Source organism: Streptomyces sp. NBC_01334 (genome assembly GCF_035983595.1).
Classification (GTDB): Bacteria; Actinomycetota; Actinomycetes; order Streptomycetales; family Streptomycetaceae; genus Streptomyces; species Streptomyces coriariae.
Genome location: NZ_CP130718.1, coordinates 4,862,088 through 4,881,193 on the forward strand (window position 1 = coordinate 4,862,088; position 19,106 = coordinate 4,881,193).

Genomic DNA, 19,106 nt, shown 5'->3' on the forward strand with positions numbered 1-19,106 from the left:
CGCTGAGTCAATTCCGCTCGACACCGCGTACCCTGTCTTTCTCGTTTCAGCTGCTCGCACCTGCTTTCCGCGTCGGCCGCCCCCGACGGCGCGCGGCGGACTCGAGGTGAATTCCGCCGCGCGCCGTCATCCGGTGAGCGGACCGACCGCAGTGCGCTGCCTAGCCCTCGTGACCCTGGGCGTCGCCCTCGTGGCTTCTGGGCACGTCGTCGTAGCCGAAGTTCTCGTCCGACTGCTTGCCGTGGTCGTCCTGGCCGTGGTCTTCCCGGCCCTGGTCGTACTTGCCGTGGTCTTCCCGGCCCTGGTCGTACTTGCCGTGGTCTTCCCGGCCCTGGTCGTGCTTGCCGTGGTCTTCCCGGCCCTGGTCGTGCTTGCCGTGGTCGGGCTTACCGGGGTGGATGTACTCACCGAGGTCGAGCTTGCCGCCGTGGTCATGCTTTCCGTTGCCGCCGTTGCCGCCGTTGCCACCGTGGCCCGGTCCGCCCGGTCCGCCCGGCGCATGGTCGTTCCCGCCGGGGCCGTTTCCGCCGGTGGTGTTTCCGGCGCTGTTGCCTGCGGTGTTCCCGCCGGTGGTGTTCCCCGCGGTGTTGCCCGCGTTGTTCCCGGCGGTGTTGCCCGCGGTGTTTCCGGACGAGTTACCGGCGGTGTTGCCCGAGGTGCCGCCGGTCCCGACGATGGGCCCGCCCAGGACGCCACCGGTGACGAGGCCACCGCTGACGAGACCGCCGCCGAGGAGCCCCCCGCTGGTGGTCGTGCCCGTGGTGGTGCCGGTGGTCGTGCCCGTGGTGGTGCCGGTGGTCGTTCCCGTCGTCGTTCCACCCGTGGTGGAGGCCGCGCACCCGCCGAGGAAGATCCTGTTGTTGTTGAGGGTCACCGAACCGACCTGGGCCAGCAACCGGCCCTCGACGTTCGTTCCCTGGTTCACGGTGATCGAGTTCTCGGCCATGAGGGTGCCCACGAAGCTGGTCGTGACGCCGAGCGACGCATCCTCGCCGATCTGCCAGAACACGTTGCACGCCGAAGCGCCGTTGGTGAGGAGAATCCGGCTGGAGGTCGCCGTCGTCAGGGACTCAGGAATCTGGAACACCCAGACCGCGTCGGAGCTGCCCTGACCGTCCAGGACCAGGTCGCCGGTGATGCCGACACCGGCTGTGGCCTTGTAGACGCCGGGAAGCAGCGCCGGGCCTCCGCCGATTCCCGCCGGAAGCGCGAAGTCCACGGCCTGGCCGGCGGCGTTGTTGTACGCCACGAGCAGGTCGGCCTTGGCCTGGAGGGCCGCGGCGTCCGCGGGGTGGATGGCGCCTCCCACCTGGCCGGGCGGGAATCCGGTGATGGCCGGATTCGGGTGCGTCCCGAGGTCGTGGGCGAGCACCGAGTTGCCGGTGTTGGTGACTCCCTGACCCGCCAGAACGGAGTAAGTGGCGGTGGTGCCCAGAGGTACGGGCAATGCGATCGCCGACGCCGCCGTCGGCGTCAGGAAGACCATCGCAGCGGAAACCGTCGCCGCGAGGGCGGAGGCCAGCAAGCCGGACAGAGTGCGGCGGTCAGCTGCTTGAGGGATCTTCAGCTTCATCAAAGCCATTTTCTGTGGGGGCCGTGGCGTACCGGGCCCTACCGATCACCCGGAAGCCTTTTCACTGCTGCCGCATATTACGCAGAAATATCCTGGCCCCGGCAGCAACGAAACAGGGGTATTTCTCCCTCACGCGAACAGCGGACAGCGCTCCGTAAATACTCTGATTCGCATTTCCGACTATGCGTCGCACTCCCGAACACGTGGAGCCGTCGGCAACGCGATGACCCCGCCGGCACCGCACTGCACGGCGTTCGTCAGCCGGGCCGCTGCGTGCGGTTCTCGTGGGCGAGCCCGTCCGGGTGCGCGGTCGTACTCGGCCCGAGCCCGAGCGGAAGGACCAGGGCTCGGTGCACCACAGGGTCCGACGGCCGGAGAGCCTGCTGGTCCGACGGCCGACGAACCAGTCCGATGTCCTGCCAGCCCCACGACAGGAAGGCGTTGCGGACCGCCGAGTCGGCCTGTTCCACCAACGTCGCCCCGAGCGAGGCGTGATGGTCGGCGAGCAGGCGGTACTGAAGGCGGCGGGCCAGGCGCTGGTCGTCCGTGTGGGGGTGGATCACTGTCTCGGTGATCGCGAAGACGTGCCCCGACGCCGTGAGCTGTTCGACGCTCCGCGGGAGGGGCCCGTCGAACCCCCGCCACCACGTACCGTCGCGTCGTACCGGGAATCCGTAGACACACCCGGCGAAAGCGGTGTTCTCCGCGATCAGCAGGGCGAAGCCGGGCCGCCGGACGGCGCCGGTCAGCCGCCGCAGAAACGCCTCCCGGCTCCGGTACCCCTCGCCGGGCTGCGCCCGGGAGGACTCCACGTACAGATCGGCCAGATCCTCCTTGAGGGTCTCGGCCTGCCAGCGGTTCAGCCGGCGCACGCGTAACGCGTCCATGGCGGACGGTGTGCTGCCGTCACCGAGCGGCGGCTGCTGCCGGCCGAGCGGGGGCGTCACAGAGCACTGCCCGTGGCAGCGGAGATCCGACCCGATCGCGCCCCGGCGACCGGGAACGAGACGACAGGGAACGAAGGGAGGCTGCTGCGGATGTCATCGCTCAGGCACTCGGCCGGCGCTTCGCGCGCCGGCGGTGCCGTGGCCAGGTCGATCTCTCCCGTGAGGGTGATCAGAGCGCGGGTGCCGCGTTCGTACCGGTGGACGTTCAGTTGTGGAAGGGCCATGGCTCCTCTGTCCGGACGCGTGTGGGTGTCGGGTGTGCGTGCGCGGTGACGGACGGGATGAACTTCCGGACCGGCGAACCGAGTTCATGCCCTCGGTTCTGAACTCGGTTCTTGAACGCGACCTCCGGCACCGGAGCCCGCGATGTGCGCCCGCCGGGCTACCAGCCGGGAGCGCCGGGCAGTACGGGCGTCCGGTCGGCGGGGGTGACGCCGGTGGCGGCGAGAATCCGTTCGGCCGAGGCGTCGTTGTCGTCCCGTACGGCCATGGCCATCGCGGCGCGAGCGAGCGAGGGAATCGTCTGCGGAGGGATCACCAGGAACATGAGGTGGTCCTGGTCGCCCCGAGTGACGATCATGGTGTCGTCGCCGACGGCCGACCGGTCGATGCGGACGGTACGACCGTCCACGACCGGATGACCCGGCCTCTCGTCCCAGGCGCCCGCGTCGAGGCCGACACGGGCGAGCGGACCCAGCCGGGCGGTCGACGTGGCGAGCAGTCCGGACAGTTGGCTCTCGAGGTCACGTGACCTCGGCCACCACGCGCCGTCGAACGTCCCCGTGCGCCGGGGCGTCGTCTCCATCCGCAGGACCGCGGTGCCCGGGAGTATCGGCTCCCTGCCGGTGTCCGCCAGGAGCCTGACGGGGATCGTCGGGAGCAGGGGGATCGTGGGGATCACGGGGACTCACCTCACTCCCTTCCGGGTGCCGCGTCTCGGCCGGGTCGCCCAGGGGCGGCCTCGGTGGAAGGCGGCGGTGCGATCGCGTGCTGCCGGTTGGCCAGGTGGACGAGGATCACACCCAGAGCGATCATCGCCATGACGACGGCCAGGGTCGCGAAGGTCTCCATGGTCCTCACATCCCCATCAGCAGAGGACCGGGCCGCGACAAATGCAACGGCTCGACTCCGCCCTCGGCCGTGGCTGCCGGGATCCGTGGACGCGCGGCCGGCTCGCGGGCCCCGTGCCCTCCCTCGGAGTCCCAGACCGCTTCCACGGCCCGGTCGGTCTCGGACGCAGTCCGCAGGCGCGCCGCCTCCTCCATCAACCGGCTCGCGGTCGACGTGCCCCGTGGGTCGCCGGCGGCGGCCATCAGCCAGGCTGCCGAGACGGGGTCCGTCCGCGGCGGGACCACCAGCAGGTTCCAGCGGCCCAAACGGTAGGAGAGCAGCAGCAGTTCGTGCGGGTCCTGCTCGGCCAGGAACCAGCCCACCTTCACGACGTGCCCGCCGACCGGCACCTTGCGCGGGACGACCGGCCAGTGGGTGGGATTCACCGTGACCCGGGTGATCCGCCCCCACAATGGATCCAATACCGCTGTCAGGACCGGGAGTTCCGCCGCCAGATCGCGGGAGCGGGGCCACCATGCGCCGTCCAGGAGAGCCGGTGCCGTGCCGACAGGAGCCAGCGACAGGCGGAGAGAGGAAGAAGCGGCGGAGGACGACGGGAGCCGGTCTTCGAGTATCGGCGAGAGGGAAATGGTCGCAGTCATGACGCGAACCCTGCCCCGGGCGACCGCGGTCGGCCCGGCCTATGCGATCGCCGAAAACGACACGAGCATGGAAGCCGGTGCGCGAAATATCCTCGGTACTTCGAGCGTACTCCCCGGCCGAGCCGAACGGACCGTGCCGTCGGCGGATGAACCGCCCCCCTTGCGCTCCTCTTCCGCACGAGCCCGATCCACGGCACTGTCCGGGGCGGACGAGTGATCACCAGGCCGGAGGCACGGCACACGGTGCCCGGTATCGAGGCGCCGTCCCCGCACGGTGGCCCGGACGGCGCGTTGTCCGGGAGAACGGCTGGTCACACGCACCCACAGGGGCCTTCGGGCGGAGTAGGGTCGAAATACCGGGAGCACTTCGCACACCAGATCAGATGCTGGTGCCGTTCTCGGCGAGCGACAGGACCGGACGTCGAAGACGAGCCCGGGGACAGGTTCGCGCCATGACCGCGACCAGCAGAGGTACAGCCCTCACCGAACAGGACCGCCCCGGTGCGCTCCGTCCGAGGGAGGTGAGGACGTGGAGACCGTCGTCACCGCGGTACTGATCATCGCCGTGATCGCGATGGGAGCCGTCCTGATCCATCAGCTCAACGCGCAGCACGACGCGAGGATCGCGGCCTACCGCTACGGCGATGCGCTGCCGGGAATCGGCCGCCTGCGGGCGAAGAACCGACCAGCGGCGAAGCCTTCCGCGTCGCCCGCTGTGGACGACGCCGAGCCGGGCGGTGCCACGGATGACTCGGCCCGCGCCCCGGTGGAAGCAGTGGGCCGGCCGGAACGGCTGCACCCCGTGGAGTCACCGGAACCGCCCGGCGGCGGGAACGTCGACGTGCGTCTCGTCGCCTCGTCCCCCGAGGCCGCCCGCCAGGTCGCGGAGGTTCTCCGTCGCTGCTTCGCCTCGTCCGAGCAGCGCAGCTACCCCTCCGGCACGGTGGCCGGCGGAACCCGCCTCCACCTCACGGTGGACACCGCGCGCGCGGCGGAGCCTGCGCGCTCCTGGCTGGTCTCCAGTCGGTCCTCCGGAAACGGCCGTACGCAGGCCGACGAGACCTGACCCGCGAGAACCGTAAGACGCCTTATGGCCGAAATGTGCACCAGGGCTACCATGAAAGCGGGTCGGCACACTCTCACGTGCGACCGGCCCGGAAGGGCGACCCCGGTGTGTATACGCCGGGGTCGTTGCAGCATGAGGGACACGGCCGCCGGGAGCGGGGCGTGATCCGTTCCGCCGGTGCCCGGAGTGCCTCGACCGCGACGACGTGGACCCGAACGGGCGCAGGATCGGGCTCTGAACGGCTGCGCGGACACCACTACCGACCGACCGGCCGCCCAGGGCCACCGACGGCCCGTTCGATCAGGGCCGGTGTCCGGTGTCCCGAACCCGGCCCGCTCATCGCTCGGCGTGCTCCCGCCCCCGCCGCCCAAGGCTCTTGTGGTGACCGCTGTCCGGGGCGACATGCCGCCCACGGCGTAATCGTCTCGTCGGGCCGGTCGGCGATGCGAGCCTGTGCCGGTCGACTGCGTCGTGCCACGCTGCTCGCCGTTGCCTGCCGGGCGGATCCGAGAGGAGCGGGGTGTGCGTCGCCTCGGGGCGCCGCGTCCGGACACGAGGTCGGGGTGCCGGAAGCGCCGGCACCGCCTGCACCGGCTGCGGTTCGACGAGGCCGGGGCACCGGGCCGCCCGGTGAACACCGCGTGGGCGCTGCCACCCCGATGAGTTCCCGATGCCCGGGACGAAGGGAAGCAGACAGCCATGACGGACGGTGGGCGCAGGCCGGACCGGATCGGGGTGGACCGGTCGGAGGGATTCGGCGAACGGCTGTTGGGGGTGCTGCTGGACCGCGCCCACGAGATGCCGCCGCAGTTGATCGCCCCACTCGTCGCGGAAGAGGTGACCAGGGTCGGGGGACGGGACGTCTCCATCCTCCTGCAGGACTACGAGCAGGTGCTGCTGGTACCGCTGCCGGGCCGGAGGCTGAAGCTCGGCGGCCCCGAGCCGGTCGAGGACTCCCCCGCAGGCGACGCGTTCCTGAGCCGCAGAACCGTGGAGGTGCCGCAGGACGGCAGTGTGCGGATGTACCTGCCGCTGCTGGACGGCAGCGACCAGATCGGGGTGATGGCCGTCACCCTGGACAGCGTCGATGACGACGACCGGCGACTGCTGCGCAGACTCGCCGGTCTGGTCGCGGACATGATCGTCACCAAGGACGCCTACACCGACCAGTTCTTCCAGGCCCGCCGCAGTGCCCCGATGAGTGTGGCCGCGGAGATCCAGTGGTCGTTGCTGCCCCCGCTGTCGATGACGGTGCCGCAGGTCGAGGTGGCCGGGATCCTGGAGCCCGCCTACGACGTGGCCGGCGACAGCTTCGACTACGCACTCAACGGCGACATCCTGCACGTGGCCATGATCGACGCGATGGGCCACGGGCTGGACGCGGCGACCATGGCGACGGTGGCCATCGGCGCCTATCGCCACACGCGACGGGCCCATACGGATCTTTCCCAGGTGTACGCGTTCATGGACAGGGCCGTCAATGAGCAGTTCGGCCCCGACCACTTCGTCACCGCTCAGATGATGATCCTGGACATCACCACAGGCCGGCTGCAGTGGGTCAACGCCGGCCACCCGGCTCCGTTCCTGATCCGTGACCGCGCCGTGGTGGACCGGCTGGAGAGCCCGACCACGTTGCCGGTCGGCTTCGGCGGTGAGGAGCCGGTGGTCAGCGAGCGGATGCTGCAACCGGGGGACCGGTTGCTGTGCTTCACCGACGGCCTGTTCGAGGAGCACCAGGCCGGCGGAGAACAGTTCGGTGAGGAGCAGCTGATCGAGTGGACCAACCGGATCCTCCGCGACCGCCCCCAGGTACGGGCGGTGGTACGAGCGCTCTCCCACGCCCTGAAACAGGAACGCGGCGGCACCACGACCGACGACGCGACCATCTTCCTCATCGAGTGGCGAGGCGGCGATGCCGATCACCTCGCCACCCTCGATTGAGCCCGCCGACGATGTACCGGCTCCCTCGCCGAAGCCTGCCGGTGACCTGTGGTTCGTACTCGAGGTCGCTCAGGACGGGATCATCGCGTCGACGTACGTCTTGGCGATGTCGGTGATGAAGTCGCGGCTGCTGTCCGGGGTGAGGGCCTGCGCCTGGAGGTGGTCGTACATCACGTTGTAGTGCCGCAGGTCGGACGGCTTCTCCAGGTAGAGATCGCTGGCGAACCGTTCCAGGTACACCACGCCCGCCTCGGGACTGTCGGCGAACCGCAGGATGGAGAACTGTCCTGACAGCCCCGGATGAGCGCCGGCCGTGTAGGGAAGGACCTGCACCGTGATGTGCGGCTCCGCGCTGAGTGCCTTCAGGTGCTCCAGTTGTTCACGCATGACGTCCGGGCCGCCGACGACGCGGCGCAGGGCCGACTCGTCGATGATGACCCACAGGCGCAGCGGGCAGGCCAGGTCGTAGATCCGGTGCTGGCGGCGCAGCCGTACCTTGAGCTGCGTGGCGGCCTGTTCGGCAGTGAGCCGAGGAATGATCTCCCCGATGACAGCCTGGGCGTAGGCAGGGGTCTGCAGCAGATCGGGCACCATCATTGGCGCGTGGGTGTGCAGGGAAGCGGCGTCCGTCTCCAGGCCGATGTAGACGCTGCCGGAGAGTTCGCCGTAGGGGTGCCACCAGCCTCGCTGACCGGATTCCCTGGCCATCTCCATCAGGGAGTCGATGACCTGCTGGTCCGTCACTTCGTAGATCACGCACAGGTCGCGCACATCACGGGGGCTGATGGCGCGGTTGCCGTTCTCCAGGTGACTGATCTTGGGTTGAGAGACCATGAGCCGCTCGGCCACTTGTGTGCTCTTCAACCCACTGAGCACGCGGAGCCGACGCAGCTCGGCGCCGAGACGGCGTCTCCTGACAGTGGGATTGGTCTTCGCCGCCACGCGCGGTGTACCTCCGGGTCCAAACGGGTGTGTCGGCACGCAGGTTGCCATGGCACGAGGGGTGCAGGTGACGCGCAATGCCGCCGTGATCGTCAGCAGCCGAAACGGACTCTTACGTTGGCAATTGCCGTGGCTGCAAGACCCCGCGATGAGCAGCCGACGGCTCCCCGCCCGCAAGGCGGAACCCGAAGGACGGACACGGGTGGGGCGCGTCGCGGCGGACCCGAGCAGAGTCGCCGCGCCGTGGCCGGAGCCGAGCCGCGAGAGCCGGAGCGGCCCGTCAGGACGACCGACCCGAGGGGGTCTGATCCGCCCCGCACCCGGTTGCCGTCGAACGCTGCCGTCAAGGCAAAAGCCAGAAGCCCCGTGGATCAATCCACGGGGCTTCTGGTCAGCTGTGCACTCGGCAGGATTCGAACCTGCAACCTTCTGATCCGTAGTCAGATGCTCTATCCGTTAAGCTACGAGTGCTTGTTATTCGGTTTTTCTGTCTTCGCTCTCGGCCCTTGCGGCCCGCTCGCGGCGACAGGAAGAACATTACATGACTGCCGCCGACATGTGAAATCCGTTTGCCATACCGCTTGTGAGCTGCGGAAACACCTGTCTGGAGGGCCTTGGGAAACAACGAAGCCCCGGTCGGGTGGACCGGGGCTTCGGTGATCGCGCGGAGGCGGAGGGATTTGAACCCTCGATGGGATTGAAGTCCCAAACCGCATTAGCAGTGCGGCGCCATAGACCGGACTAGGCGACGCCTCCAGCACAACCGCTCGCGTGTGGGCGAGTGGTGCGTGCAGATGATGACACAGTCGAAGGGCGTGTCACCAATCGGCGTCCACGGTACTAGGCAGGTGGGTCGCAGGGCAAAGAGGTTGCCGGGGCGCAACGTCGTCGGGGACCTCGCGTTAGTCCTGTCATGTTCCAGGTCACCTCACTCCGACGGCTCGCCGTCGCCGCTTCCGCCGCCTGCGCCGCCGTGGTCGCCTCACCCGCCACCGGGCCCGTCCCGGCGTACGCCGCCGGGACAGCCGGGACAGCCGGGGCCGCAACGTCGGTCGCCGCCGTCACCGACGTCACCTCGCTCGCCTCGCCCGCCTCGCTCGCGCCTCCGCCCGTCCGTGACGAGGACCGGGTCTCCGGTGATCACCTCACGGTCACCGTCCGGCACGCCGGCGGCCGGGCGAACGGGACGTTCGAGCTGTACTGCCACCCGGGAGGCGGCAGTCACCCGGACGTGGGAAGCGCCTGCCGCGCCGTGGACCGCAACACCCGGTGGGGCAGGGACGCCTTCGCGACCGCCGCCGACGGCGGTGTCTGCACCATGCGGTACGGCGGGCCGGCCACCGCCCACGTCACGGGCCGCTGGGCCGGGCGGCCGGTCGACGCGACGTACGACCGCAGCAACGGCTGCCAGATCGAGCGGTGGGACCGGCTCGTGCCGCTGCTGCCCGACCTGCGCCCGGCCGCCCGCTGACGCGCGCCCGGTGTCCGACGGGCCCCGTCCCGCCTCCGCGGTCGTGCGCGTACAGGCGACGCGTGGCGGAGGCACCGGTTCCGTAAAGGTCGCGCGAAGGTCCCGCGAAGTCCGAGCAGTGTGCGGGGCGGGCGCGGGAGCCGTCCGCCGTGCGCAGGGACAGGCCACGACAGGTGAGGACACACGTTCTGTGTCACTTCGTCGTGCGAGCTCCCTCTCATCCGGCGCCGCCGACGGGACCCCAGCCCTTAGACTCCCTCGCGTGACACGGTGCGGGCCGGTTGGCAAGATGGCCCGAACGGTCGGCAAGGTGCGGTAACAGGGAGGAAGCGACTCGTGAGCAGCAGGCCATCCCGAGGCGCTGCTCGCCTCGCAGCCATACTCGACGCGCTCCCCGATGCGCTGTTGCTGGTCAACGCCAACGGGACCGTCGTCAACGCGAACACCATCGCGCTGGAGGCGTTCGAGACGCCGGGTACCGCGCTGGTGGGGCGGGGGCTGCTCGATCTGCTGCCGCAGTTCGACTCCAAGCTCATCCCGGGGTCCATGCGGCGGCCCGATCACATGGACCCGCGCGGGCGGACCAAGCCGACCCGGATGGTCGCGCGCCGCACCGACGGCAGCGAGTTCCCGGTCGAGGTCACCAGCGCCAACCTCGAGAACGGTCAGCAGGCCTACGACGGCTACGGCTACTCCTCCGCCTCCGACGAACTGCTGATGCTCGTCGTGCGCGACCTGTCCGGGACCGTCGACACCGAGGCCGAGCTGGCGCGTTCGCAGCGGCAGACCGAGATGATCCTGAGGGCCGCGTCCGAGGGCGTCGTGGGCACCGACACCGACGGCCGGATCGTCCTCGTCAACCCGGCCGCCGCCCAGATACTGGGATACCGGGCCAGCGATCTCGGCGCCAAGGAGCTGCACACCCTCGTGCTGCACTCGCGCGCCGACGGCTCGCCGTTCCCGTACGACGAGTCGCCGCTCGCCGACACCCTGCGGTCCGGGCGCAAGCACCGGGTGCGCGGGCAGGTCCTGTGGTCCAAGAGCGGGGACAGGGTGGCGGTCGATCTGACGACCGCGCCCGTGCGCGACGGCGATCAGCTCGTCGGCGCCGTCATGACCTTCACCGACCGCCGGCCCTACGACGCCCTCGCCGAGGAGAAGGACGGCGTCGAGAAGCGGCACGCGGACGAGTTGGAGAAGCTCTCCGAGGAGCACGCCTCCGACCTCACCGCGCTGCGCCAGCAGCACGTCACCGAGCTCGAGGAGCTGCGCGAGCGGCACGAGGAGGAGCTGGCGGCCGGCGAGGAGCGCTACGCCTCGCTCGGCGAGCGCGAGAAGGACCGGTACGAGGCGCTCGCCGGGCGCCACGAGCAGCTGCTCACCCTGCTCGGGGAGTCCCTGCGCGGGCCGCTGGACGAACTGCGCCGCGAGCTGGCGGCGCTCGCCGCGGACGACGCCGGTCAGCTCTGGCCCGAGGCCAACCAGGTGCTCCACCACCTGTCGGCCGGCTACTCGCGGATCACCACGCTCATCGACAACGTGCTCGGCTACCAGCGTCTCGACACCGGGTCGGAGGTCATCGCCCGGACGAAGGTGATGCTCGACGCCGTCGTCGCCGCCGGTGTCGACGGCGCGGTGGATCTCATCGGGCCGGGACGGGTGCAGTTCGCCGTGCACGCGCCGCCCATCGAGGCCGAGGTCGACGCGCGGCTCCTCGCGACCGCGCTCGCGCACCTCGTGGCCGACGTCGCGGGCGTCGACGCCACCGGCAACGCGCCCGTCTCGGCGGGCGGTTACATGGACAACACGGTCGTGGTGGCGGCCGCCCAGCGCGGCGAGGTCGTCCGCATCGAGGTGCGCGGGCCGTACGCCGGCGGCGACCCCGTGCACGAACCGATCGTGCGGGGGATCGTGCGGGCGCACGGTGGCGTGCTGCAGACGCACGAGGTACCGGGCATGAGCGGCAGCGCGTACGTGCTGGAGGTGCCGTTGGGCGGTGGTGCGGGGGCCATGGCGGCTCCGGCGGCCATGGCCCTGCCCGCTCTCGCGGCCGGAGGCGGCGCCGCCTCGGCGGCCCCCGCGACCGCCATGGCCTCGGAGGAGGACGTTCCGGGCGAGTACGGCGCCGGTGGGCGCCGACGGGCTCGGCGGTCCTCCGTGGACGCCTTCCTGGAGGGCGACGTCCCGGCCGCGGAGGGCGGCGCCGAAGCGGAGGCGGCGGTTCCGACCGGACGGCGGCGCAGGCGGGCCGGGGCCGCGGCCCCCGAGGAGACGCCGGGCGAGCTGTCGCCCGCCATGGACGAGGCCGACGGCTCAGAGGGCTCCGGCGGCACCGGGCGGCGGCGTGGGCGGTCGGCCGAGATCGCCGTCGTGGGAGCCGACGCGGGGATGCCCGCAGCGCTCGACGGCGGCGTGAGCGAGGGTGCCGTCGTCACGGCCGCCGAACACGCGGCGGGGACCGCGGCCTCGGGTACGGGACTCGGCGGCACCGTTCCGCCGCAGGGCGTACCCGCGCCGGGCGGCCAGCGGCCCCCACACCACGCACCGGACGGCCGGCAGCCGCAGAACGCGCTGCCGCCCGCGCTGCCGGCGCTCGCGGGCGCACCGGCCGAGGCCCCGGGGACGGGTCCGGACGCCATGACACAGGCGGAGACGGAGGACGGACAGCCGACGGGCAGGCGACGGCGTGCCCTGGCCGCCGCGAACGAGCGCGCCGCCGCGCAGGAGGCGGGGCCCCGCGCGGTGTTCGCCCTGCCGCCCGCGCAGGCCGACCGTGCGCCTGACGGTGCCGTCGGCACGAGTGCGACCGCCCAGGGCACCCAAGCTCCCCAGGCCGCACAGGCCGCCCGAGCAGTGGGGCCGATTCCGGTTCCGGGTTCGGTTCCGGCTCCTGCTCCTGCTCCGGTGCAGGCGCTGGGAGCGGTTCAGGTGCCCGCGCAGGGCCCGGTTCCCGCGCAGGCTCATGCGCCCGTTCCGGCGCAGGCTCCCGTTCAGGGATCCGCCGAGGATTCCGCGATCGACCACGGGCGGCACGACGCCGTCCCGCTCGACCAGGCAGACGACCACACCCCGCCCCAGCCGCACCCCACGAACGCGCCCACGGGTCGCCGTCGACGGGCCGTCGCTCAGGCCGCGGAGGTCGCCGCCCCGGCACAGGTTCAGCACCAGCAGCCCCAGCCCCCCTCTCAGCCGCAGCAGGTGGGGCAGCCCGTCGCCGAGCAGCCCGCCCCCGCGCAGCCGGTTCCGGCAGCCGTGCCCGTCCCCGGACAGCCGTTGCCCGGGCAGTCGGCCGCGGGGCAGCCGCTCCCCGCGCAGGCCGCCCCCGGCCGAGCGGCCCCCCTCCCCGAGCCGAACGCGCCCGGGCAGGGTCAGCCGCTCCCGGCCGAAGCGGCCCCGGCCCCGGCAGCCCCCGCCCCCGCGGCGGCGCAGCCCGCACCGGTGGCGACAACGCCCAGCGGTGGTACCCCGCTTCCGCCCGAGGCCGCCGTCGGGCAGCCGCGGGCGGCGCAGCCGTTGCCCGCCGAGGCCGCGGCGGGCCGGCCGGTGGACCCCAACTCGACGCAGGGTCGGGCGATCAGCGTGCGGACCCTGGGGCAGGGCGTGCCGTTCACCCGGCAGGCCGCGCAGGTGCAGCAGGCACAGCAGTTGCAGCAAGCACAGCAGGCTCAGCACGCACAGCAGGCTCAGGCGATGCGTCACTCGCAGCCGGGTCTGCCGTCGGCGCAGGCCACGGCCACCCCCGCCCCGCACGCCCCCGGTGGTTCCGGGCGGCGCCGCAAGCTGGGGACTCCGCCCGACCCGACGACGCGCCCGGAGCAGACGGCACGTCCGCACCCGTCGGCCGAGCAGCCCGTCGTGGCACAGGCGCAGGCGCAGGCCGTCGCGGCTCCGGCGCCCGGCACGGCACCCACGCCGGCGGCCGCGCCCGTACCGAATCCCGTACCGCATCCCTCCCTCGCGGGTCAGTCGCGGCTCGTGCCGGGTGGGCCGGGGACCGAGGGCGCCGGACGGTCGTACGCCATAGGAGCCCCGGACGAGAACGCCGCCGAGGGGCCCGAGCCGCTGGACGGGCCCGGTGGGGCCGTCGAGGTGGCGGACCCGCCGCGGCCGCAGCCGCTGGACGACGAGCTGCCGCCGGAGCCGCTGGACAACCCCCGTCGGCTGCTGGTGTGGCCGGCGCCGGACGTCAGTACGCAGCAGGCGCTCAGCGACCGCGGCTACCGGCCGGTGATCGTGCACTCGCGCGAGGAGGTCGACGCGCAGATCGCCGCCTTCCCGGCCGCGCTGTTCGTGGACCCGCTGACCGGGCCGATCACCCGTACCGCGTTGCAGTCGCTGCGCACGGCCGCGGTGGCCGCCGAGGTTCCGGTGCTGGTCACGGCCGGGCTCGGACAGGCGACGCGCGAGGCGGCGTACGGCGCAGATCCCGCCGTCCTGCTGAAGGCGCTCGCGCCGCGCGACAGCGAGCAGCATCCGCCGCGGGTGCTGCTCATCGAGGAGCACGCCGAGATCGCCCTCGCCCTGACCTCGACGCTGGAGCGGCGCGGGATGCAGGTGGCGCGGGCGGCGAGCGACGCGGACGCCGTCACGCTGGCCGGGCAGCTGCGGCCGAACCTGGTCGTGATGGACCTGATGCAGGTCCACCGGCGCCAGTCCGGGATCCTGGACTGGCTGCGGGCGAACGGCCAGCTCAACCGCACGCCGCTGGTCGTCTACACGGCCGCCGTCGATCCGGCCGACCTGCCGCGGCTGGCGTCGGGGGAGACGGTCCTCTTCCTCGCCGAGCGGTCGACGAGCGCGGAGGTGCAGAGCAGGATCGTGGACCTGCTGGCCCGGATCGGCACCAACTAGGAGCCGTCCGGCCCGGCGACGTCCTACCGGGCCCCGTCCTACCGGGCGACGATCCGTCGCGCCGCCTCCTTGATGGAGGCGCGCAGGCGGTCGCGGTCGGTGTCCTCGGAGCCCGCCAGGATGCGGCTCATCTGGGGGACGAAGGCGGCCCAGTTGGCCATCGCGATCAGCAGGAAGAAGAGGTCACGGGCCGGGATCGCGTCGGAGATCACCCCCCGGTCCTGCGCCTCCTGCACGGCGGCGACCTTGAGCGCGTAGTGCTGCTGGCGTTGCGCCTCGTCGGGCAGCAGCTCGGTGCTGCCGTACTGGATGCCCTCCCAGTACAGGAGGCGCAACAGCTCGGGATGGGCGGCGTGGTAGTCCATCAGCCGGTCGAGCCAGCCGTCGATGTCGTCGGGGTCGACCGGGACGGCGGAGGCGAGGTCCACCATGGACCGGCCGAGGACCTGGGAGAACAGCTCGGCCTTGTTGCCGAAGTAGGCGTAGATGAGCTGCTTGTTCGCCTTGGCTTCGGCGGCGATGCGGTCGATGCGGGCGCCCGCGATGCCGTAGCGGGCGAACTCCGCGACGGCGGCGTCGAAGATCCGGGCTCGGGTGGCCTCGGGATCCCTGGTGGTTGCCATGGAGTCATCGTAGCGAGGGCCTAACCAACTAGTTGGTTGACAGGGAATTCACGCGCGACCCAGACTGTTCCCCCTCCGTTCCAACCAACCGGTTGGTTGCCGGTTGCGTCAGATGCCAGATGCCTCAGATGCCAGATACCAGATGTCGGAGTGGGAGCACCGCACCATGTCGCCCGAAGCCACAGAAGCCCGAGAAGCTCGAGGGACCCGAGAAGCCCCGGCCACTCGAGAAACGCAGGAAGTCGCGCCCTCGGTGGCCGCGGGTCGGCGCAACGAGCTTCTTCTCGTCCTCATCGCCCTCTGCACCGCCGTCACGGCGGCCAACATCTACCTCGCGGCCCCGCTGCTCCCCCTCATCGCCCACGACTTCGGCTCGGCGCCCTCGGCCGTGGCCTGGATCGCCTCGGTCGCCCAGTTCGGCTACGCGGCCGGCCTGCTCGTCTTCGCCCCGCTCGGCGACCGCGTGAACCGGCGGCGACTGGTCGCCGTCCTCTCCCTGGTCACCGCGGCGGCCCTGGTCGCCGCGGCCACGGCCGCCGGGACCGGCGCGCTCGCGGCCGCCGTGCTCGTCGCCTCGGCCGCGACCGTCGTCCCGCAGCTCCTCGTGCCGCTGGTCGCCGCCCGCGCGCCCGCCGAGCGGCGCGCCCGGCACGTGGCCGCCGTCATCGCCGGGCTGTTCACCGGCATCGTCGCGGCCCGGGTCCTCGGCGGACTCGCCGGGCAGGCCTTCGGCTGGCGGGCGGTGTTCGTGGGCGCGGCCGTCCTCACCACGATCCTGGGCCTGCTGACCGCGGCCGCCCTCCCCGCCGAACGCCACCGCCCCCGCGAGGGCCACCTCTTCGCCGGTCTCACCGCGATGCCGGGCCTGGTGCGGCGCTCGCCCGACCTGTGGCGGGCCTGCGTGCGGCAGGCCGGGATGTACGGCGCCTGGAGCGCCTTGTGGACCTCGCTGGCCCTGCTGCTGACGGGCGAGGAGTCCTACGGCCTGACGACCGCCGCCGCCGGCCTCTTCGGCCTCTTCGGACTGGCCGCGAGCGTCGTCGCACCGCTGGCCGGCGGTCTGGTCGACCGCTTCGGCGCCGCGAAGGTCGTCCGCAACGCGTATCTTCTCGCCGCTGCCTCGGTCCCGCTGTTCTGGCTGGGCGGGCAGGTGCTCGTGGCCCTCTTCGTGGCCGCGATCGTGATCCACGCGGCGCTCGTCGCCTCCCACGTCGCCAACCAGACCCTCGCCCTGACGACCACCTCCGCCCCGGCGACCGCGAACAGCGCCTATGTCGTCGCGGGGTTCGCCGGCGGCGCGACCGCCTCGGCCCTGGCCGGCCTCGCCTTCACCCACTTCGGCTGGGGTGGCGTCGTCACGGTGGCGGGCGCGTGGCTGGTCCTGGGCTGGACGACCACGGCCGTACGCCGGTGACGGCCCTACGGCGGTGACGACCGTAATCGGTGACGACCGTACGGCGGTGAAGTCGGCCTGGGACCGTACCGCCGCGCAGAACGGCGTACGCCGGGCAGGGGCCGCGAGGTGCCCTGCCCGGCGTACACGACATGTGTGAACGACCGCGACGACTGCTGTGTCGTCGACCGCGTCCGCAGCGCGGGGGAGGTCAGAGCCGGGTGACGTCCAGCTCGCCCTCCGCGTACTGCCTGCGCAGCACCTTCTTGTCGAACTTGCCCACGCTCGTCTTCGGGACCGCCCCGATGATCGTCCAGCGCTCCGGGAGCTGCCACTTGGCGATCTGCCCCTCGGCGGCGAGGAAGGCGCGCAGGGCCTCGAAGTCCGTGGCGGCGCCCTCCCTGAGGACGACCGTGGCCAGCGGGCGCTCGCCCCACTTGTCGTCCGGGACGGCGACGACGGCGGCCTCGGTGACGTCCGGGTGGGACATCAGCGCGTTCTCCAGGTCCACCGACGAGATCCACTCGCCGCCGGACTTGATGACGTCCTTGGCGCGGTCGGTGAGGGTGAGGAAGCCGTCGGGGGAGATGGTGCCGACGTCGCCCGTCTTCAGCCAGCCGTCCTCGCTGAACTTGTCGGCGGGACGCAGGGGTTCGCCGTCGGGGCCGTTGTAGTAGGCGCCGGCGATCCACGCGCCGCGCACCTCCAGCTCGCCCGCGGACTCGCCGTCCCAGGGGAGGCGTTCGCCGCCGGGGCCGGTGAGGCGGCCCTCGACGCCGGCCGGGAAGCGGCCCTGGGTGAGGCGGTAGCCGAATTCCTCGTCGGTGCCGACCGCGTGGGCCGGCGGACGGGCGATGGTCCCGAGCGGGGAGGTCTCCGTCATGCCCCAGGCGTGGCAGACCCGCATGCCCAGCTCGTCGAACGCGGTCATGAGGGAGGGCGGACAGGCCGATCCGCCGATGGTGACCTGGGTGAGGGAGGAGACGTCCCGCGGCTTGGCGGTGAGCTCGGCCAGCAGACCCTGCCAGATGGTGGGGACGGCGGCCGCGTGGGTCGGCTTCTCGCTCTCGATCATCTCGGCGAGGGGCGCCGGCTGGAGGAAGCGGTCCGGCATCAGCATGTTGACGCCGGTCATGAAGGTGGCGTGCGGCAGTCCCCAGGCGTTGACGTGGAACTGCGGGACGACGACGAGCGAGGTGTCCTGGTCGGTCAGGCCCATCGACTCGGCCATGTTCACCTGCATCGAGTGCAGGTAGATCGAACGGTGGCTGTAGACCACGCCCTTGGGGTCGCCCGTGGTCCCGGAGGTGTAACACATGGCGGCGGCCTGGCGTTCGTCCAGCTCGGGCCAGTCGAAGGTCTTCGGCTTGTCCGCGATCAGCTCCTCGTACTCGTGCACGCGCGCGTGGGCGCCCTCGAGGAGCGAGCGGTCGCCCGGGCCCGAGACGACGATGTGCTCGAGCGTGGGCAGCTTCGGCAGCAGGGGCGCGAGCAGCGGGAGCAGCGAACCATTGACTATGACGACCTTGTCGGCGGCGTGGTTGACGATCCACACCAGCTGCTCGGCCGGGAGACGCAGGTTGAGGGTGTGCAGCACCGCGCCCATGGAGGGGATCGCGAAGTACGCCTCGACGTGCTCGGCGTTGTTCCACATCAGCGTCGCCACCCGGTCGTCGCCGCGGACGCCGAGGTCGTCGCGCAGGGCGTTCGCCAGCTGCACCGCCCGGGTGCCCGCCTCGGCGAAGCTGCGCCGCTGGGGCTCGCTCTCACCTGTCCAGGTGGTGATCTGGGACCGGCCGTGCACCAGCACACCGTGAACGAGAATGCGGGTGACGGTCAGCGGTACGTCCTGCATGGTGCTCAGCACGGCGTCCTCCCAGGGCGGCGACATTGCCTACGCGGTGGTAACGGTTGTGCTGATTCTGCGCACATACCGCGCGGTATGTCACTAGGGAGCGGTGATCGATCAGGTCACGGCGCGGTCCGGATCACGGCGCGGGCCGGAAAATCGGCTCTCGTCAGCGGACGAGGACCAGCTCAGGGTCCTCGCGCAGCTTGCCGAGCGCCCGCGACACCGCCGACTTCACCGTGCCCACCGAGACACCGAGCACCTCGGCCGTCTGGACCTCACTGAGGTCCTCGTAGTACCTGAGGACGACCATCGCCCGCTGCCGCGCGGGCAGCTTCATGATCGCCCGCCACATGGCGTCGTGCAGCGCCTGCCGCTCCGCCGGGTCGTCCGCGGAGCCGACCGGATCCGGCTCCGGCAGCTCGTCGCAGACGAACTCGTCGACCTTGCGCTTGCGCCACTGCGACGTACGGGTGTTCAGCAGGGCCCGGCGGACGTAGCCGTCGAGCGCCCGGTGGTCCTCGATCCGCTCCCACGCGACGTACGTCTTGGTGAGCGCGGTCTGCAGCAGGTCCTCCGCGTCGCTCGGGTTCGCGGTCAGCGACCGTGCGGTGCGCAGCAGCACCGGCTGACGGGCCCTGACGTACGACGCGAAGGACGGGTACGGAGAAGGCCGCGTCATGCCGTTCGAAGCGCTGGTGCAGACGGGTGTGGTCATGGCTCCACGCTAGGTTCGCG

General features: G+C 71.7%; 15 protein-coding genes and 2 tRNA genes. 5 read left to right on the forward strand and 12 right to left on the reverse strand.

Translation table 11 applies throughout. The annotated features are described in order from the left end of the window. Positions 1–160: 160 nt before the first annotated feature. The 6 genes from OG736_RS21790 to OG736_RS21815 all read right to left on the reverse strand — a co-directional run bounded on the left by OG736_RS21790 (position 161) and on the right by OG736_RS21815 (position 4,232). The gene (locus OG736_RS21790; protein ID WP_327183930.1) at positions 161–1,573 is read right to left on the reverse strand and encodes an ice-binding family protein; all 1,413 of its coding nucleotides are present in this window, start codon (positions 1,571–1,573) and stop codon (positions 161–163) included. Positions 1,574–1,830: 257 nt separating this feature from the next. Next, complete coding sequence (locus OG736_RS21795) at positions 1,831–2,460, reverse strand: hypothetical protein (protein WP_327183931.1); 630 nt, start codon at positions 2,458–2,460, stop codon at positions 1,831–1,833. A 56-nt stretch (positions 2,461–2,516) separates the two neighbouring features. Then, positions 2,517–2,744 carry a hypothetical protein gene (locus tag OG736_RS21800; protein WP_327183932.1) on the reverse strand — a complete coding sequence of 76 codons (228 nt, stop codon included), beginning with the start codon at positions 2,742–2,744 and terminating at the stop codon, positions 2,517–2,519. Between the two features lie 158 nt (positions 2,745–2,902). Next, on the reverse strand, positions 2,903–3,421 hold the full coding sequence (locus tag OG736_RS21805) for a DUF5994 family protein (protein ID WP_327183933.1): 519 nt from the start codon (positions 3,419–3,421) through the stop codon (positions 2,903–2,905). An 11-nt stretch (positions 3,422–3,432) separates the two neighbouring features. Next, positions 3,433–3,591 carry a hypothetical protein gene (locus OG736_RS21810; RefSeq protein WP_327183934.1) on the reverse strand — a complete coding sequence of 53 codons (159 nt, stop codon included), beginning with the start codon at positions 3,589–3,591 and terminating at the stop codon, positions 3,433–3,435. A 5-nt stretch (positions 3,592–3,596) separates the two neighbouring features. Next, positions 3,597–4,232 carry a DUF5994 family protein gene (locus tag OG736_RS21815; RefSeq protein WP_327183935.1) on the reverse strand — a complete coding sequence of 212 codons (636 nt, stop codon included), beginning with the start codon at positions 4,230–4,232 and terminating at the stop codon, positions 3,597–3,599. Between the two features lie 802 nt (positions 4,233–5,034). On the opposite strand from OG736_RS21815, the gene OG736_RS21820 reads away from it, so the two are divergent. Together OG736_RS21820 and OG736_RS21825 are read left to right on the forward strand one after the other, a co-directional pair. Then, the gene (locus OG736_RS21820; protein WP_327187676.1) at positions 5,035–5,298 is read left to right on the forward strand and encodes a hypothetical protein; all 264 of its coding nucleotides are present in this window, start codon (positions 5,035–5,037) and stop codon (positions 5,296–5,298) included. A gap of 699 nt (positions 5,299–5,997) precedes the next feature. Next, positions 5,998–7,239, forward strand: a complete 1,242-nt coding sequence (locus OG736_RS21825) for a PP2C family protein-serine/threonine phosphatase (RefSeq protein WP_327183936.1) — start codon at positions 5,998–6,000, stop codon at positions 7,237–7,239. Between the two features lie 69 nt (positions 7,240–7,308). On the opposite strand, the gene OG736_RS21830 is transcribed toward OG736_RS21825, so the two are convergent. The 3 genes from OG736_RS21830 to OG736_RS21840 form a co-directional block, all read right to left on the reverse strand. Continuing rightward, positions 7,309–8,181 (reverse strand): helix-turn-helix domain-containing protein, encoded by an 873-nt coding sequence (locus tag OG736_RS21830; RefSeq protein ID WP_327183937.1) that lies wholly within the window; start codon positions 8,179–8,181, stop codon positions 7,309–7,311. 398 nt (positions 8,182–8,579) lie between these two features. After that, positions 8,580–8,652, reverse strand: a tRNA-Arg gene (locus tag OG736_RS21835). A gap of 194 nt (positions 8,653–8,846) precedes the next feature. Further along, positions 8,847–8,937 (reverse strand) — tRNA-Ser (locus OG736_RS21840). Between the two features lie 157 nt (positions 8,938–9,094). Here OG736_RS21840 and OG736_RS21845 point away from each other — a divergent pair. After that, entirely contained in the window at positions 9,095–9,652 is a 558-nt protein-coding gene (locus tag OG736_RS21845; protein WP_327183938.1) for an SSI family serine proteinase inhibitor, read from the forward strand. 336 nt (positions 9,653–9,988) lie between these two features. Continuing rightward, the gene (locus OG736_RS21850; RefSeq protein WP_327183939.1) at positions 9,989–14,503 is read left to right on the forward strand and encodes a hybrid sensor histidine kinase/response regulator; all 4,515 of its coding nucleotides are present in this window, start codon (positions 9,989–9,991) and stop codon (positions 14,501–14,503) included. A gap of 38 nt (positions 14,504–14,541) precedes the next feature. Here OG736_RS21850 and OG736_RS21855 read toward each other — a convergent pair whose 3' ends face one another. Continuing rightward, entirely contained in the window at positions 14,542–15,126 is a 585-nt protein-coding gene (locus OG736_RS21855; protein ID WP_327183940.1) for a TetR/AcrR family transcriptional regulator, read from the reverse strand. 166 nt (positions 15,127–15,292) lie between these two features. On the opposite strand from OG736_RS21855, the gene OG736_RS21860 reads away from it, so the two are divergent. Continuing rightward, positions 15,293–16,540, forward strand: coding sequence for an MFS transporter (locus OG736_RS21860; protein WP_442817060.1), 1,248 nt, complete (start codon positions 15,293–15,295; stop codon positions 16,538–16,540). 190 nt (positions 16,541–16,730) lie between these two features. On the opposite strand, the gene OG736_RS21865 is transcribed toward OG736_RS21860, so the two are convergent. Together OG736_RS21865 and OG736_RS21870 are read right to left on the reverse strand one after the other, a co-directional pair. Continuing rightward, positions 16,731–18,410 (reverse strand): long-chain fatty acid--CoA ligase, encoded by a 1,680-nt coding sequence (locus OG736_RS21865; RefSeq protein ID WP_327183942.1) that lies wholly within the window; start codon positions 18,408–18,410, stop codon positions 16,731–16,733. Positions 18,411–18,537: 127 nt separating this feature from the next. Further along, entirely contained in the window at positions 18,538–19,086 is a 549-nt protein-coding gene (locus OG736_RS21870) for a SigE family RNA polymerase sigma factor (protein ID WP_327183943.1), read from the reverse strand. Positions 19,087–19,106: the final 20 nt, after the last annotated feature.